This window comes from Streptomyces sp. NPDC059255, from assembly GCF_042752355.1.
Lineage (GTDB): Bacteria > Actinomycetota > Actinomycetes > Streptomycetales > Streptomycetaceae > Streptomyces.
On the sequence record NZ_JBHYZP010000004.1, the window covers coordinates 147,317 to 164,352 of the forward strand.

At 71.7% G+C, this 17,036-nt stretch carries 11 protein-coding genes and 2 pseudogenes; 10 read left to right on the forward strand and 3 right to left on the reverse strand.

Going from position 1 to position 17,036, the window contains the following annotated elements; genetic code table 11:
• Nucleotides 1-88: 88 nt before the first annotated feature.
• On the reverse strand, nt 89-526 hold the full coding sequence (locus ACFXKG_RS07865; RefSeq protein WP_384834055.1) for a cupin domain-containing protein: 438 nt from the start codon (nt 524-526) through the stop codon (nt 89-91).
• A 267-nt stretch (nt 527-793) separates the two neighbouring features.
• On the opposite strand from ACFXKG_RS07865, the gene ACFXKG_RS07870 reads away from it, so the two are divergent.
• A complete protein-coding gene (locus ACFXKG_RS07870) occupies nt 794-1,951 on the forward strand; it encodes an acyl-CoA dehydrogenase family protein (RefSeq protein WP_384834058.1) in 1,158 nt (385 codons plus the stop codon).
• A gap of 33 nt (nt 1,952-1,984) precedes the next feature.
• On the opposite strand, the gene ACFXKG_RS07875 is transcribed toward ACFXKG_RS07870, so the two are convergent.
• On the reverse strand, nt 1,985-2,764 hold the full coding sequence (locus ACFXKG_RS07875) for a phosphatase (RefSeq protein WP_382887617.1): 780 nt from the start codon (nt 2,762-2,764) through the stop codon (nt 1,985-1,987).
• 175 nt (nt 2,765-2,939) lie between these two features.
• Between ACFXKG_RS07875 and ACFXKG_RS07880 the strand changes: the two genes are divergently transcribed.
• Nucleotides 2,940-3,425 carry a peroxiredoxin gene (locus ACFXKG_RS07880; RefSeq protein ID WP_384834062.1) on the forward strand — a complete coding sequence of 162 codons (486 nt, stop codon included), beginning with the start codon at nt 2,940-2,942 and terminating at the stop codon, nt 3,423-3,425.
• A 130-nt stretch (nt 3,426-3,555) separates the two neighbouring features.
• Here ACFXKG_RS07880 and ACFXKG_RS07885 read toward each other — a convergent pair.
• Nucleotides 3,556-4,197 (reverse strand): annotated as a pseudogene (locus tag ACFXKG_RS07885) (TetR/AcrR family transcriptional regulator); the annotation flags it as partial.
• 155 nt (nt 4,198-4,352) lie between these two features.
• On the opposite strand from ACFXKG_RS07885, the gene ACFXKG_RS07890 reads away from it, so the two are divergent.
• The 8 genes and pseudogenes from ACFXKG_RS07890 (at nt 4,353) to ACFXKG_RS07925 (ending at nt 17,022) form a co-directional block, all read left to right on the forward strand.
• On the forward strand, nt 4,353-6,008 hold the full coding sequence (locus ACFXKG_RS07890; protein ID WP_384834065.1) for a carboxyl transferase domain-containing protein: 1,656 nt from the start codon (nt 4,353-4,355) through the stop codon (nt 6,006-6,008).
• 28 nt (nt 6,009-6,036) lie between these two features.
• A pseudogene (locus ACFXKG_RS07895) lies at nt 6,037-8,028 on the forward strand (biotin carboxylase N-terminal domain-containing protein); the annotation flags it as partial.
• Between the two features lie 416 nt (nt 8,029-8,444).
• Nucleotides 8,445-9,431, forward strand: a complete 987-nt coding sequence (locus tag ACFXKG_RS07900; protein WP_384834068.1) for a hydroxymethylglutaryl-CoA lyase — start codon at nt 8,445-8,447, stop codon at nt 9,429-9,431.
• Between the two features lie 4 nt (nt 9,432-9,435).
• Entirely contained in the window at nt 9,436-10,596 is a 1,161-nt protein-coding gene (locus tag ACFXKG_RS07905) for an acyl-CoA dehydrogenase family protein (protein ID WP_384834071.1), read from the forward strand.
• Nucleotides 10,597-10,725: 129 nt separating this feature from the next.
• Nucleotides 10,726-11,574, forward strand: coding sequence for a siderophore-interacting protein (locus tag ACFXKG_RS07910; RefSeq protein WP_384834074.1), 849 nt, complete (start codon nt 10,726-10,728; stop codon nt 11,572-11,574).
• A gap of 186 nt (nt 11,575-11,760) precedes the next feature.
• Nucleotides 11,761-13,203, forward strand: a complete 1,443-nt coding sequence (locus ACFXKG_RS07915) for a pyridoxal phosphate-dependent decarboxylase family protein (protein WP_384834077.1) — start codon at nt 11,761-11,763, stop codon at nt 13,201-13,203.
• On the forward strand, nt 13,187-14,494 hold the full coding sequence (locus tag ACFXKG_RS07920; RefSeq protein WP_384834080.1) for a lysine N(6)-hydroxylase/L-ornithine N(5)-oxygenase family protein: 1,308 nt from the start codon (nt 13,187-13,189) through the stop codon (nt 14,492-14,494). The genes ACFXKG_RS07915 and ACFXKG_RS07920 overlap by 17 nt, the downstream gene beginning before the upstream one ends.
• A complete protein-coding gene (locus ACFXKG_RS07925; protein ID WP_384834083.1) occupies nt 14,491-17,022 on the forward strand; it encodes a GNAT family N-acetyltransferase in 2,532 nt (843 codons plus the stop codon). The genes ACFXKG_RS07920 and ACFXKG_RS07925 overlap by 4 nt, the downstream gene beginning before the upstream one ends.
• Nucleotides 17,023-17,036 lie beyond the last annotated feature (14 nt).

Genomic DNA, 17,036 nt, shown 5'->3' on the forward strand with positions numbered 1-17,036 from the left:
TGCCCAGCGCGGCGTGACCCGCCGTTCGGGTGCCCGGTGTTCCGGAGTGCGCGCCACGCGCCCTTGTCGGTCTCGTCGATCTCGCGGGTCAGCCTGCGGAGGGGCGCGGGGCGCGCAGGTGCGCCCGGTCCTTCAGTTCCTTCTCGTCGACCAACCTGAGCATCGGCTGACCCGGCGCGCACACCATGGTCACCACGAACTTGGTGTGTGCGTCCGGCAGGGCGTTGCCGTCCTGGTAGTGGATCACGTCACCGCCCGGCTCCCAGAACGTCCCGCCCGCCTCGACCACACGCTCCGGCTCGCCCTCCAGCTCGAACCGGACCGCGCCTTCGATCACGTAGCCGAACGACGGGCCCGAGTGGCGATGCGGAGGGAGCCCGGGGTGAGCGGGAGGCCACTCGACGAGGATGGTCATTCCCGAACCACCGTCGGGAAAGAAGGGCGGGGTGACGTCCTGGAGCACCTTGACCTCGGGCGGCAGGGAGACCTCGGGGGCAGCCCCGTGCCCTGGGTTCTTCTCCGACATGTACTGCACCTCCGTGAGCCCTGCGCGGAACGGACGATCTTGCGGTCCTGGGACCACTCTGCATCCGGTCGACGACCGCCACAATCCGGGAGCAACCGGAATCAAGGCCGCATCGCGCCCATGTCATCAGCGGGCCACCGCCTGACGCCCGCCCCGGCCCGCCCCGCCGTGAACCTCTGGACACCCGCGCGAACCGCCGGGTAACTTGGACTGAGCAAGCGCTTAATGAACGCTCCGGCCAGTGACGAACCGCAGGAGGGCTGCCCCGTGCGCCGTACCGTTTACAACGAGGACCACGAGGCGTTCCGGGAGACCATACGCGCCTTCATCGAGGCCGAGGTCGTGCCGGTGTACGACGAGTGGTACGCGGCGGGGCAGGCACCCCGCGAGTTCTACCACACCCTCGGTGAGCTGGGCATCTTCGGGATCGAGGTGCCCGAGGAGTACGGCGGGGCCGGGGAGGAGTCCTTCAAGTTCCAGGCGGTCATCGCGGAGGAGTCCGCCCGCGCCGGGGTCTCCTTCGGCGGTTCCAGCGTCCACGTCACGCTCTGTCTGCCGTATCTGAAGGCGTACGCCACCGACGAGCAGAAGAAGCGGTGGCTGCCCGACTTCGTGAGCGGCCGGGCGATGTACGCGATCGCCATGACCGAGCCGGGCACCGGTTCCGACCTGGCCGGGATGAAGACCACCGCCAAGCTCTCCGAGGACGGCACGCACTACGTCCTCAACGGCGCCAAGACGTTCATCACCGGCGGTGTCCACGCGGACCGTGTCATCGTCTGCGCGCGGACCGCCGCGCCGAAGCCCGACGACCGGCGGTTCGGGATCTCGCTGCTGGTCGTGGACACGAAGTCGGAGGGGTACGCGGTCGGCCGCAAGCTCGACAAGCTGGGGCTGAAGACCTCCGACACCGCCGAACTGTCCTTCACCGACGTGAAGGTGCCGGTCGAGGACCTGCTCGGCGAGGAGAACAAGGGCTTCTCCTACCTCGGGCAGAATCTGCCGCAGGAGCGACTGGGCATCTCGATCGGGGCGTACGCGCAGGCAGCGGCCGCCGTCCGGTTCGCGCAGGCGTACGTGCAGGACCGTACGATCTTCGGCAAGAGCGTGGCGTCGTTCCAGAACACCAAGTTCGAGCTGGCCGCCTGCAAGGCGGAGGTGGACGCCGCGGAGGCCGTCGTGGACCGCGCGCTGGAGGCGCACGACCTGGGCGAGCTGTCCGCGGCCGAGGCCGCCTCGGTGAAGCTCTTCACCACCGAGGTCGCCCACCGCGTGATCGACAAGTGCCTCCAGCTCCACGGCGGGTACGGCTACATGAACGAGTACCCGATCGCCCGGCTGTACGCGGACAACCGTGTCAACCGGATCTACGGCGGCACCAGCGAGGTCATGAAGACGATCATCGCCAAGTCGATGGGGCTCTGACCGGCCGGCCGGCGGAGCGCCGGAGCGGGGCTGTCAGAGCAGCCCCGCTTCGTTGAGCAGGTAGGCCGTCATCGGGTCGTAGAAGCGCGGGTCCGTGACATGGTCGTCCAGCGGGACCGTCACGCTGAGCGTGCCCTCCGCCTCGCCGAGGAAGAGCGCGGGGTCGTTGCAGTCCGCGTACCCCATGGAGTCGAGGCCGCGCTGGCCCGCGCAGCCCGCCCAGCCGTGGTCGGCGACGACCAGATCGGGCTGCGGTCTGCCGTCGCGCTCCAGGCCGTCCAGGATCGCCCGCATCGGCTCCGGGGAGTGCGTGTGCCACAGGGTGGCGCCGCGCTCCAGCACCGCGACGTCCGCGAACTGGAAGACCATGCCCTCGTCCGCCGTCAGCCCGCCGGGGATCCGTACGATCTCGCAGCCGGCGGCCCGCAGCGCGTCGGCGGTCTGCCGGTGCACGTCCAGCAGGCCACCCGGGTGACCGGTCGCGAAGAGCACGCGCTCCTTGGCGTCGGCGGCCTTGCGCAGCCGCGCCGCCATCCGCTCCAGGGCGTCGACGGTCAGCTCGGGGTCGATGGTGTCCTGCCCGGCACGGTGCCCGGGGTCGTCGTTCACTCCGCAGCGCTCGGCCATCACGGCGAGCACGTCCTGCTCGTCGGTCCAGCGGTCACCCAGCTCCAGGCCCAGCCAGTAGTGGCGGTCGCCGTTGGCGAGCTTGCGGTAGTGGGAGAGGTTGTTGTCGCGGGGCGTGGCGACATCGCCCGCGATACGCGTACGGACGAGGTGGTCGACGAGGGCGGGGCGACTGGGTATCGGCATGCGCCCATTGTGCCGTCCGACCCGCGTGGCGCGCCGGGTGTCCCGCACGCCGGGACGGATCCGGGCCCGGGGCGCCCCGGGCGATCCGGCGGGACCCCGGTGCCGGATGCCCGCCGGGGAGTGGTCCACTGTGCGTACCTCCGTTACTCCGTTTCACCTCAACCGGGAGTGTCCAGTGGCAACTTCACCCGATCTCGGCCGGCCCGTGGCGCCCTTCACCCTGCCGGGCGGCGTACTCGACGGCGACACCTTCGTACGGCGGGAGTACCGGCTCGAAGAACGGCAGGGACACCCGCTGGTCATCGCCTTCTATCCGGGGGACGACACGGCCGTCTGCACCAAGCAGCTCTGCTCGTACTCCAGCGGTCTGGAGACGTTCACCGATCTGGGCGCCGAGGTCTGGGGCATCAGCCCGCAGGACGTCGACAGCCACGAGGCGTTCGCGCGCAAGCACGACCTGCGCATTCCGCTGCTCGCCGACACCGACCGGTCGGTCGCGAAGGCGTTCGGGGTGGCCGCGCCGGGGATCGGGGTGCGCCGGTCGGTGTTCCTGGTCGCGCCGGACGGCTCGCTGCACTGGAAGCACGTGGCGCTGCTCGGGGTGACGTTCCAGCCGGTGGAGACCCTGGCCAGGGAGCTGTCGGGGCTCAGGACCGCCTGAACCGCAGCACCGGGTCCTCGGCGCTCGCGGAGCCGTCCGCGCTTCCGGAGCCGTCCGTGCTCGCGGAATCGTCCGTGCTCGCGGAACCCGCCGCAGTTCCGAAGCCTCCGGCGCCGTCGGCGCCTTCCTCGCCCAGCGCGGCGAAGGCGCCGTGGGCCAGGCGGCGCAGCAGCGCCTCCGTCTTGGCGCGGCCCGGCAGGCTGCCGCCGTACGAGCCGAGGTGCGGCGTCGAGTTGAGCAGCCCGAACACGGCGTGCACGGCGCCGCGCGCCTGCGCCTCCGGTACGTGCGGGTACAGCTCCCGTACGACCGTGACCCACAGCTCCACGTACTGCCGCTGGAGCTGACGCACCAGCTTGCGGTCGCTGTCCCTGAGCCGGTCCAGCTCGCGATCGTGGAGGGTGATCAGCGCGCGGTCGTCCAGGGCGAAGTCGATGTGCCCGTCGATCAGCGAGGCCAGCAGCGCGGCCGAGTCCCGGCCCGTCCCGGTGACCCCGGGGGCCTCCACCGCCTCCAGCGCCCCCGCCGCCTCGTCCGCCTCGCGGACCCGCAGCCTCCCGCCGTCCAGCAGCCGGCCGCTGATGCCGACCAGCAGCTCCGCGAGCATCGCGTCCTTGCCCGCGAAGTGGCGGTACAGCCCCGGCCCGCTGATGCCGACGGCCGCCCCTATCTCGTCGACGCCCACGCCGTGGAAGCCGCGCTCGGCGAAGAGGCGCGCGGCCTGCTTGAGGATCTGTTCGCGGCGGGTCGGGGCGGCGGTCCGGGTGCTCATGGGAAATCATTCTAGACAGGGTCGTTAGCGATCGTTAACCTGGATTCGGCGAGGTTAACGCTCGCTAACGCCCGGGCAGGTACATCAGGGCAGGTACAGGCCTGCGGACACACGCGGGCGGACCCATGCGGGCCGGAGCGAGGGAGCTACCAGTGATGCGGCAGCCGACGAGGCAGGGGACACGGCGGGTGACCGCGCAGCGCGCCCCCGTGCTGACCAGCTCCGCCGACCCGGCGTCGGCGGCGTGGAAGGCCAACGAGGTGGCGCACGGTGCGCTGGCCGACGCGCTGCGCGCCCGGCTCGGTGCGGCCCGGCTGGGCGGCGGCGAGAAGGCCCGCGCCCGGCACTCCGCGCGCGGGAAGCTGCTGCCGCGCGACCGGGTGGACACGCTCCTCGACCCTGGGTCGCCCTTCCTGGAGCTGGCGCCACTGGCGGCCGAGGGAATGTACGGAGGGGCCGCCCCGGCCGCCGGGGTGATCGCCGGGATCGGCCGGGTCAGCGGCCGTGAGGTGGTGATCGTCGCCAATGACGCGACGGTCAAGGGCGGCACGTACTACCCCATGACGGTGAAGAAGCATCTGCGCGCCCAGGAGGTGGCCCTGGAGAACCGGCTGCCGTGCCTGTATCTCGTCGACTCGGGCGGCGCCTTCCTTCCGCTCCAGGACGAGGTCTTCCCGGACCGGGACCACTTCGGGCGGATCTTCTACAACCAGGCGCGGATGTCGGGCGCCGGCATCCCGCAGATCGCCGCCGTCCTCGGCTCCTGCACGGCGGGCGGGGCCTATGTCCCGGCGATGAGCGACGAGGCGGTGATCGTGCGCGGGCAGGGCACGATCTTCCTGGGCGGGCCGCCGCTGGTGAAGGCGGCGACGGGCGAGGTGGTCACGGCCGAGGAGCTGGGCGGCGGTGAGGTCCACTCCCGTACGTCGGGGGTGACGGACCACCTCGCGGAGGACGACGCGCACGCGCTGCGGATCGTCCGCACCATCGTCTCGACCCTGCCCGCGCGCGGGCCGCTCCCCTGGCCGGTCGAGGCGGCCGAGGAGCCCGTGGTGGACCCGGCCGGGCTGTACGGCGCGGTGCCGGTGGACTCCCGTACGCCCTACGACGTGCGGGAGGTGATCGCGCGGGTGGTCGACGGCTCGCGGTTCGCCGAGTTCAAGGCCGAGTTCGGCACGACGCTGGTGACGGGGTTCGCGCACATCCACGGCCATCCGGTGGGCATCGTCGCCAACAACGGCATCCTGTTCTCCGAGTCGGCCCAGAAGGGCGCGCACTTCATCGAGCTGTGCGACCAGCGCGGGATCCCGCTGCTCTTCCTCCAGAACATCTCCGGCTTCATGGTCGGCCGGGACTACGAGGCGGGCGGGATCGCCAAGCACGGCGCGAAGATGGTCACGGCGGTGGCGTGCGCGCGGGTGCCGAAGCTGACGGTCGTGGTCGGCGGGTCGTACGGGGCGGGCAACTACTCGATGTGCGGCCGGGCCTACTCCCCCCGCTTCCTGTGGATGTGGCCGAACGCCAAGATCTCCGTGATGGGCGGCGAGCAGGCCGCCTCCGTCCTCGCGACCGTCAAGCGGGACCAGCTGGAGGCGCGGGGCGAGGAGTGGGGCGCCGAGGACGAGGAGGCGTTCAAGGACCCGATCCGCGCGCAGTACGAGAGCCAGGGCAACGCCTATTACGCGACGGCCCGCCTGTGGGACGACGGCGTGATCGACCCGCTGGAGACCCGGCAGGTGGTGGGGCTCGCCCTGACCGCGTGTGCCAACGCCCCGCTGGGCGAAGCGGGCTTCGGCGTCTTCCGGATGTGAGAGCGCGATGGTGAGGGTGGGAGCCCGAATGTTCGACACGGTCCTGGTGGCCAATCGCGGCGAGATCGCGGTCCGCGTCATCCGTACGCTGCGCACGCTCGGCGTGCGTTCGGTCGCGGTCTTCAGCGACGCGGACGCGGACGCCCGCCATGTACGCGAGGCGGACACGGCGGTACGGATCGGCCCTGCGGCGGCGTCGGAGAGCTATCTCCGCGCCGACCGGCTGCTCGACGCGGCGGCGCGTACGGGGGCGCAGGCGGTCCACCCGGGGTACGGCTTCCTCTCGGAGAACGCCGGGTTCGCGCGGGCCTGCGATGCGGCGGGGCTGGTCTTCATCGGGCCGCCCGCCAGGGCGATCGAGCTGATGGGCGACAAGATCCGCGCCAAGGAGACCGTGGGGGCGGCGGGCGTGCCGGTGGTGCCCGGCTCCTCGGGCAGCGGGCTGACCGACGCGGAACTGGCCGGGGCGGCGGCCCGGATCGGGCTGCCGGTGCTGCTGAAGCCGTCGGCGGGCGGCGGCGGCAAGGGCATGCGGCTGGTGCGCGCGGAGGCGGTGCTCGCGGAGGAGATCGCGGCGGCCCGGCGTGAGGCGCGCTCCTCGTTCGGGGACGACACGCTGCTGCTGGAGCGGTGGGTGGACCGGCCGCGCCACATCGAGATCCAGGTCCTCGGCGACACGCACGGGAACGTGGTGCATCTGGGCGAGCGCGAGTGCTCGCTCCAGCGCCGCCACCAGAAGGTGATCGAGGAGGCGCCGTCCGTCCTGCTGGACGCGGCGACGCGGGCGGCGATGGGCGAGGCGGCGGTCCGGGCGGCGCGCTCGTGCGGCTACACGGGGGCGGGGACGGTCGAGTTCATCGTTCCGGGCGACGATCCCGCGTCGTACTTCTTCATGGAGATGAACACCCGCCTCCAGGTCGAGCATCCGGTCACGGAGCTGATCACCGGTCTCGACCTGGTGGAGTGGCAGCTCCGGGTGGCCGCCGGGGAGGAGCTGCCCTTCGCGCAGGAGGACATCACCCTCACCGGGCACGCGGTGGAGGCCCGGATCTGCGCGGAGACGGTCTCCGTGCGGGAGGGCAGCCGGGGCTTCCTGCCCTCCGGGGGCACGGTGCTGGCGCTGCGCGAGCCGGAGGGCGGCGGCGTACGGACGGACTCGGGCCTGGCGGTCGGCACGGAGGTCGGCAGTACGTACGACCCGATGCTGTCGAAGGTGGTCGCCCACGGCCCGGACCGCGCCTCGGCGCTTCGGGTGCTGCGGGCGGCCCTCGCGGACACGGTCACGCTGGGCGTGCCGACGAACGCCGGGTTCCTGCGCCGGCTGCTGGCCCATCCGGCGGTGGTCGCGGGCGAGCTGGACACCGGGCTGGTGGAGCGTGAGATGGACGGCCTGGTGCCCGACGGGGTCCCGCCGGAGGTGTACGCGGCGGCGGCGGCCGTCCGTCAGGCCGAGCTGGCACCGGCGGGTGACCCGGCCACGGGGTGGGTGGACCCCTTCTCCGTGCCGAGCGGCTGGCGGCTGGGCGGTGAGCCGGTCCCGGGGCGCCACATGCTGCGAGTAACGGGACGTGAACCCGTTACTCAGGAGGTGCGGCCCTCGGACGTCTTCCGGGTGGAGCCGGGGCTCGTCACCGTCACCGTGGACGGCGTGACGCACACCTTCCACCGGGCGGGGCACTGGCTCGGCAGGGACGGCGACAGCTGGCACGTCCAGGACTTCGACCCGGTCGAGGCGGCGCTGCGGGGCGCGGCGGCGGGCAGCGGCGTAGACGCGCTGACGGCGCCGATGCCGGGGACGGTCACCGTCGTGAAGGCGGGCGTCGGGGACACGGTCGTGGCGGGGCAGAGCCTGCTGGTGGTGGAGGCGATGAAGATGGAGCACGTCATCGCCGCCCCGCACGACGGCACGGTCGCCGAGCTGGACGTCGTCCCGGGGTCCACGGTCGCCATGGACCAGGTACTGGCGGTCATCACCCCGGCCGGGACGCCGACCGATGCCCCGAACGAGCCGCTGACCGAGACCTCGGCCGAGACGCCCACCGGGACTCCGGCCCAGCCTTTGGCCCAGTCCCCGGTCGAGCCCCCGGCCGGGACCCCGGTCGAGGCCCCGGACGAGCCGCCGGTTGAGCCCTCGGCCGAGACGCCGGCCCGCCCCTCGGCGCAGTCCCGGACCGAGACGCCGGCCCAGCCCCCGGCCGGGACCCCGGCCGAGCCGCCGGTTGAGCCCTCGGCCGAGACGCCGGCCCGCCCCTCGGCGCAGTCCCGGACCGAGACGCAGGCCCGACCCCGGGCCGGGACCCCGGCCGAGCCGCCCGCCGAGACGCGGGCCCAGTCCCCGGCCCAGTCCCCGGCCCAGCCCCCGGCCCAGCCCCCGGCCGAGCCGTCCCAGGAGCAGGAGGCCGCCGGGGTGCCGGCGGCCGGTGCACAGGAGGAGTCATGACCGACGGGCTGCCCATGGCCGTTCCCGCGCAGGGGCTGCCGCCCCGGGTCCGTATCCACGAAGTGGGCGCGCGGGACGGGCTCCAGAACGAGAAGGCCGTCGTACCGACCGAGGTGAAGGCCGAGTTCATCCACCGGCTCGCGCACGCCGGGCTGACCACCATCGAGGCCACCAGCTTCGTCCACCCGAAGTGGGTGCCCCAACTGGCCGACGCCGAGGCGCTCTTCCCGCTGGTGGCGGATCTCCAGGGCGAGGTGGCGCTCCCGGTCCTGGTGCCGAACGGGCGGGGCCTGGACCGGGCGCTGGCCCTCGGCGCCCGCCAGGTCGCCGTGTTCGGCAGCGCCACCGAGTCCTTCGCCCGGGCCAACCTCAACCGGAGCGTGGCCGAGTCGCTCGCCATGTTCGCGCCGGTCGTGGCCCGTGCCCGCGACGAGCGGATGCGGGTGCGCGGCTATCTCTCCATGTGCTTCGGCGACCCGTGGGAGGGGCCGGTCCCGGTCCATCAGGTGGTCACCGTCGCCAAGGCGCTCATGGACCTGGGCTGCGACGAGCTGAGCCTCGGCGACACCATCGGGGTCGCCACCCCCGGCCATGTCCAGGCGCTGCTCGCCGAGCTGAACGAGGAGGGCGTGCCCACGAGCGCGCTCGGCGTGCACTTCCACGACACGTACGGCCAGGCGCTCGCCAACACCCTGGCCGCGCTCCAGCACGGCGTGACGACGGTGGACGCGTCGGCGGGCGGTCTGGGCGGCTGCCCGTTCGCCCGGAGCGCCACCGGGAATCTCGCCACCGAGGACCTCGTGTGGATGCTCGACGGCCTCGGGGTGGAGACCGGAGTCGACCTCGGCCGGCTCACCGCCACCAGCGTCTGGCTGGCCGGCGAGCTGGGCCGCCCCAGCCCCTCCCGTACCGTCCGTGCCCTGTCCGCCCCGGCCCAGCCCCCCGCGACACCGTCCGCCCCGGCCCAGTCCCCCAAGGAGTGACCCGATGTCCCTGGACCACCGCCTCTCCGCCGAGCACGAGCAACTGCGCCGCACGGTGGAGGAGTTCGCCCGCGAGGTCGTCGCGCCCAAGATCGGTGACTTCTACGAGCGGCACGAGTTCCCGTACGAGATCATCCGCGAGATGGGGCGGATGGGGCTGTTCGGGCTGCCGTTCCCGGAGGAGTACGGCGGCATGGGCGGCGACTATCTGGCGCTCGGGATCGCTCTGGAGGAGCTGGCGCGCGTCGACTCGTCCGTGGCGATCACCCTGGAGGCGGGGGTCTCGCTGGGCGCCATGCCCGTGTACCGGTTCGGCACGGAGGACCAGAAGCGCGAGTGGCTGCCCCGGCTCTGCTCGGGCGAGACGCTGGGCGCGTTCGGACTGACCGAGCCCGACTGCGGCTCGGACGCGGGCGGTACGCGCACCACGGCGGTGCGCGACGGCGACGCGTGGGTGATCAACGGCACCAAGTGCTTCATCACCAACTCGGGGACGGACATCACGGGCCTGGTGACCGTCACCGCCGTCACCGGCCGCAAGGACGACGGGCGCCCGGAGATCTCGTCGATCATCGTCCCCTCCGGCACCCCCGGTTTCACGGTCGCCGCCCCGTACTCGAAGGTCGGGTGGAACGCGTCGGACACCCGCGAGCTGTCCTTCTCCGACGTACGCGTCCCGCTGGCCAATCTGCTCGGCGAGGAGGGCCGCGGATACGCGCAGTTCCTGCGGATCCTGGACGAGGGCAGGGTCGCGATCTCCGCGCTGGCCACGGGGCTCGCCCAGGGGTGTGTGGACGAGTCGGTGACGTACGCGCGGGAGCGGCATGCCTTCGGGCGGCCGATCGGCGCCAACCAGGCGATCCAGTTCAAGATCGCGGACATGGAGACACGCGCGCACATGGCGCGGATCGGCTGGCGCGACGCGGCCTCGCGGCTCACGCAGGGGGAGCCGTTCAAGAAGGAGGCGGCGATCGCGAAGCTGTACTCGTCGACGGTGGCCGTGGACAACGCCCGTGACGCCACCCAGATCCACGGCGGCTACGGCTTCATGAACGAGTATCCGGTGGCCCGGATGTGGCGCGACTCCAAGATCCTGGAGATCGGCGAGGGGACCAGCGAAGTCCAGCGCATGCTCATCGCAAGGGAGTTGGGGCTGCCCGACTGACCGGCCCGGTCTTTTCGTGCGCGCGGCCCGGAGCCACCCCGGGGCGGGCTAGTGAGGTTAGGCTAACCTTTCTTGGGATGAGCCACCGGCCGTGACCGGCCGCACCGAGCCCCAGGGAAGCACAGCCATATGCAGACGGCCGAGACCGCCCCGTTCCGTTTCTTCTCCCTCCAGGTCGTACGGACGCGGCGGCTCGGCCCGTCCCTGCTCCGCGTCACCTTCACCGGCCGGCCCGGCGACGCCCTCGGCGACCTCACCCACTGCGTCACCGGGGGCCGCGACCAGAGCCTCTCCCTCTTCCTCCCGCAGCCGGGCCGGCCCGAGCCCGTCGTGCCGGTCGAGAAGGGCGAGGGCTGGTGGGCCGCCTGGCGGGCGCTGCCCGACGACGTACGGGCCGTGATGCGCTCGTACACCCTGCGGGAGCAGCGCCGCGACCCGGACGAGGTCGACATCGACTTCGCGCTGCACCCGGACGGCGGCCCCGCGTGCCGCTGGGCGGGCCAGGCGTCCCCGGGTGACCGGGTACTGATGCTGGGGCCGGCCGTGGCGGACAACACGGCGGTGCGGTTCCGGCCGCCGACCGACGCCGACTCCGTACTGATCTGGGCCGACGAGACGGCGCTGCCCGCGGCCTCCGCGATCCTGGAGTGGCTGCCCGCGGGCCTGAAGGCGGACGTCTGGATCGAGGTGCCGCACTCCGGTGACCGGCAGCCGCTGCCCACCGCCGCCGACGCCCGGATCACCTGGCTGGTACGGGAGGAGGGCGCCCCGCCGGCCCTGGCGGCCGTACGCGCCCACACCGCGCGCGGGAGCGCTCCGTACGCCTGGATCGCCGGGGAGTCGGGCACGGTCAAGGAGCTGCGCCGCCATCTCGTACGGGAGCGGGGCATCGACCGGCGCCGGGTGACCTTCGTCGGCTACTGGCGGCTCGGGCTGAGCGAGGAGCAGTTGCGCGAGGCGGCGGCGGAGTCCGCGTAGGGAGCGACGCCCACGCAGGGAGCGGTACCCGTACGGGAAGCGCCGCCCGCGCAGGAAGGACAGCCCGTGCGGGAAGCGACGAGGGCCGCTTGCGTGCGGGATGGAAAAATTAAGTTAGGTTAGGCTAACCTAACTTCACCCGATCAAGCCTCATCCCCACACCCCCACATCCGGGAGGACCCCAGCATGCGTGCGCACCTGCTCAATGGCGCGACGGCGGACCGCTACCGGCGCTCCGTGACCGAGGGAGTCGAGCGGGTGGCGAACCGAATCGCCACAGCGGAGAGGCCGTTCACCGGCATCACCCCCGACGCGCTGGCCCCGGTGGTCGCCGCGGTCGATCTCGACCAGCCCCTCGGTGACGCCTCGGCCGCGCTCGACGAGTTGGAGAGCGTCTATCTGCGGGACGCCGTCTACTTCCACCACCCGCGCTATCTCGCGCACCTCAACTGCCCGGTCGTGATACCCGCCGTGCTCGGCGAGGCCGTACTCTCCGCCGTCAACTCCTCCCTGGACACCTGGGACCAGAGCGCGGGCGGCACGCTCATCGAGCGCCGGCTCATCGACTGGACCGCGCGGCGGATCGGGCTCGGCGCCTCCGCCGACGGCGTCTTCACCAGCGGCGGCACCCAGTCCAACCTCCAGGCGCTGCTCTTCGCCCGCGAGGAGGCCAAGGCCGAGGACCCGCGGAAACTACGGGTGTTCGCCTCCGAGTGCAGCCACTTCAGCGTGCAGAAGTCCGCCACCCTGCTCGGCCTCGGGCCCGACGCCGTGGTCTCCATCCCCTGCGACCGCGACAAGCGCATGCAGACCGTCGCCCTCGCCGCCGAACTGGAGCGGTGCCGCGCCGAGGGGCTGACCCCGATGGCCGTCGTCGCGACCGCGGGCACCACCGACTTCGGCTCCATCGACCCGCTGCCGGAGATCGCCGCCCTCTGCGCGCAGTACGGCACCTGGATGCACGTCGACGCGGCGTACGGCTGCGGGCTGCTGGTCTCCCTCACCCGGCGGGCGCTCCTGGACGGTATCGAGCACGCCGACTCCGTCACCGTCGACTACCACAAGTCCTTCTTCCAGCCGGTGAGTTCGTCGGCCGTACTGGTACGGGACGCGGCCACCCTGCGCCACGCCACGTACCACGCGGACTATCTGAACCCGCGCCGGACGGTCGAGGAGCGCATCCCCAACCAGGTCGACAAGTCGCTCCAGACCACGCGCCGCTTCGACGCCCTCAAACTGTGGATGACCCTGCGCGTCATGGGCGCGGACGGCGTCGGCCGGCTCTTCGACGAGGTCTGCGACCTGGCCGCCGAGGGCTGGCAGCTCCTCGCCGCCGACCCGCGCTACGACGTGGTCGTGGCGCCCCGGCTCTCCACGCTCGTCTTCCGCTACATCCCCGAGCACATCACCAGCCCCACCGAGATCGACCGCGCCAACCTCCACGCCCGCAAAGCGCTCTTCGCCTCCGGTGAGGCCGTGGTGGCCGGCACGGCCGTGGGCGGCCGGCAGTACCTGAAGTTCACCCTGCTCAACCCCGAGACCACCGTGCGCGACATCGCCGCCGTCCTCGATCTGATCTCCGGCCACGCCGAGCAGTACCTGGGAGAGAACCTTGTCCACGCTTCCTGAACGCGGCGCGCCGTACGACTTCGTCGGCATCGGGCTCGGCCCCTTCAACCTGGGACTCGCCTGCCTGACCGAGCCGATCGACGAACTCGACGGCGTCTTCCTGGAGTCGAAACCCGACTTCGAATGGCACTCGGGAATGTTCCTCGAAGGCGCCCACCTCCAGACGCCGTTCCTGTCGGACCTGGTCACGCTGGCCGACCCGACCTCGCCGTACTCCTTCCTCAACTACCTGAAGGAGTCCGGGCGGCTGTACTCGTTCTACATCCGCGAGAACTTCTACCCGCTGCGCACCGAGTACAACGACTACTGCCGCTGGGCCGCGGCCCGGCTCTCCAGCGTGCGCTTCAACCGTACGGTGACCTCGGTCGCGTACGAGGAGGAGAGCGAGCTGTACGTGGTCCGCACCGCGGACGAGACGTACCGCGCCCGGCATCTGGTGCTCGGCACCGGGACCCCGCCGTACGTCCCCGAGTCCTGCCAGGGGCTCGGCGGCGACTTCCTGCACAACTCCCGCTATCTGCAAGGAAAGGCGGAGCTCCAGAGGAAGGAGTCCATCACCCTCGTCGGCAGCGGGCAGAGCGCCGCGGAGATCTACTACGACCTGCTCTCCGACATCGACGCGCACGGCTACCAGCTCAACTGGATCACCCGGTCGCCGCGCTTCTTCCCGCTCGAATACACCAAACTGACGCTGGAGATGACCTCCCCGGAGTACATCGACTACTTCCACGCGCTGCCGGAGGACACCCGCTACCGGCTGGAGTCGGGGCAGAAGGGGCTGTTCAAGGGCATCGACTCGGAGCTCATCAACGAGATCTTCGACCTGCTCTACCGGAAGAACCTCACGGGCCCGGTCCGGACCCGGCTGATGGCCAACACCGCGCTGACCTCGGCCTCGTACGAGGAGACGGCCGGCGGCGGTACGTACACACTCGGGCTGCGCCAGGAGGAGCAGGAGCGGGACTTCTCCCTCGCCACCGAGGGGCTGGTCCTCGCCACCGGGTACCGGTACGTCTCCCCCGCCTTCCTGGAGCCGGTCGGTGACCGGATCAGGCGGGACGGGCACGGCCGTTACGACGTCGCCCGCAACTACAGCATCGACACGACCGGGCGCGGGATCTTCCTCCAGAACGCCGCCGTGCACACGCACAGCATCACCTCGCCCGACCTGGGCATGGGCCCGTACCGCAACGCGTACATCATCGGCGAGCTGCTGGGGCGGACGTACTACCCGGTCGAGAAGTCCATCGCGTTCCAGGAGTTCGCCGCACCGGAAGGCACCGTCCGATGACCGGGGGCGCACCGGAGCCGGAGATCCTGTTCTCCCGTACGGACGAGCGGCTGGGCCTCTTCGAGGTGCGGCCCGTCGACCCGTTCGCCGACGTCGAGCTGCTGCACCGCTGGATCACCCATCCCCGAGCCGCCTTCTGGCTGATGCAGGGCGCCACGCTGCCGGATGTCGAGCGGGAGTACATGGGCATCGCCGCCGCCTCGAACCACGACGCGTTCCTCGGGCTGCACAACGGCGTCCCCGCCTTCCTGATCGAGCGGTACGACCCGGCCGAAGTGGAGCTGAAGGGCCTGTACGAGGCCGAGACCGGCGACGTCGGGATGCACTTCCTGGTCGCCCCGGCCGACGGATCGCGGCGGCTGCACGGCTTCACCCGCGCCGTGATCACGACGGTGATGGCGCTGCTCTTCGACGACCCGTCCGTACGGCGCGTGGTCGTCGAGCCGGATGTGCGCAACACCGCGGTCCACGCCCTCAACGAGGCGGTCGGCTTCCGGATCGAGCGAAAACTGGAGAAGCCGGAGAAGGACGCCTATCTGAGCGTCTGCACCCGCGAGATGTTCCACGCCGCGCTCGCCGCGCAGCACGCCGCGCTCGCCGCACGGACACGACAGGCAGCACAGGGCGAGCGGACCGAGCAGGCCGCCGAGCAGGGCGCCGAGCAGACCGTTCGAGCAGACCGTTCGAGCAGCACGAGGAGTCACCCGATGAGCAGCCCGAAAGCACCCGCCGGCCCCGACGCCGCAGGGAAGATCACGGAGAGCGTCGCCCATCTCACCCCGGCGCTCTGGGAGGAGGCAGGCCGGCTGCTCGTCCGCAAAGCCCTCGCGGAGTTCTCCCACGAGCGCATCCTGACGCCCGAGTCCCTCGGCGGCGACCGCTACCGGGTGCGCAGCGACGACGGCGCGACCGAGTACCGCTTCACCGCGCGCCGATTCGCCCTCGACCACTGGCAGATACCCGCCGACTCCGTACGGCGCCACCGCGGCGACGCCGAAGTGCCGCTGGACGCGCTCGACTTCTTCATCGAGCTGCGCGACACGCTGGGGCTCTCCGCCGCGGTCCTGCCGGTCTATCTGGAGGAGATCTCCTCCACGCTCGCGGGCACGGCGTACAAACTCACCAAGAAGCCGGTGACTTCGGCGGAGCTGGCCGGCGCCGGTTTCCAGGAGATCGAGACGGGGATGACCGAGGGCCACCCCTGCTTCGTCGCCAACAACGGGCGGCTCGGCTTCGGCGTGGACGAGTACCGCGCGTACGCCCCCGAGACCGCGAGCCCGGTCCGGCTCGTCTGGCTCGCCGCGCGCCGTGACCGGGCCACCTTCACCGCGGGCGCCGGGCTCGACTACGCCTCCCTGATCGGCGCGGAGCTGTCCGCCGGGACGCGGGAGCGGTTCGACGGGATCCTGCGGGACCAGGGGCTCGACCCGGACGGCTACTTCCTGATCCCCGTCCACCCCTGGCAGTGGTGGAACAAACTCTCCGTGACCTTCGCCGCCGAGCTGGGCCGGCGCCATCTGGTCTGTCTCGGGGAGGGCGAGGACGACTACCTGGCCCAGCAGTCGATCCGTACCTTCTTCAACACCAGCGACCCCGCCAAGCACTACGTCAAAACCGCGCTGTCCGTCCTCAACATGGGCTTCATGCGCGGCCTCTCCGCCGCGTACATGGAGGCCACGCCCGCGATCAACGACTGGCTCGCCGGTCTGATCGAGAGCGACGCCACCCTGCGCGCGGCCCGCTTCTCGATCATCCGCGAGCGCGCGGCGATCGGCTACCACCACCGGCAGTACGAGGCCGCCACCGCCAAGGGCTCCCCGTACCTGAAAATGCTGGCCGCGCTCTGGCGCGAGAGCCCCGTGCCCTCGCTCCGGGGCGGGGAACGGCTCGCCACGATGGCGTCCCTCCTCCACACCGACCGGGAGGGCTCGTCCTTCGCGGGCGCGCTGATCGCCGCGTCGGGGCTGGCGCCGGCGGAGTGGCTGCGCCGCTACCTGGACGCCTACCTCGTGCCGGTGCTGCACTCCTTCTACGCGTACGACCTGGTGTTCATGCCGCACGGCGAGAACGTCATCCTGGTCATCGAGGACGGTGTCGTCCAGCGGGCGGTCTTCAAGGACATCGCCGAGGAGATCGCGGTGATGGACCCGGCCGCGGTGCTGCCGCCCGCGGTCGAGCGGATCCGCGCGGACGTCCCCGAGGAGATGAAGATCCTGTCGGTCTTCACCGATGTCTTCGACTGCTTCCTCCGCTTCCTCAGCGCCGATCTCGTCTCGGACGGGGCGCTGCCCGACGAGGAGACGTTCTGGCGTACGGTCGCGGAGTGCGTCCGGGGGTACCAGGAGTCGCTGCCGCAGCTCGCGGAGAAATTCGCCCGGTACGACCTGTTCGACGAGGAGTTCGCGCTGTCCTGCCTCAACCGGCTCCAGCTCCGTGACAACGAGCAGATGGTCGACATCACGGATCCGGCGGGCGCGCTCCAGCTCGTCGGCACACTGACCAACCCGCTGGCCCGGTTCGCGACATAGCGCGACGGCGGCCG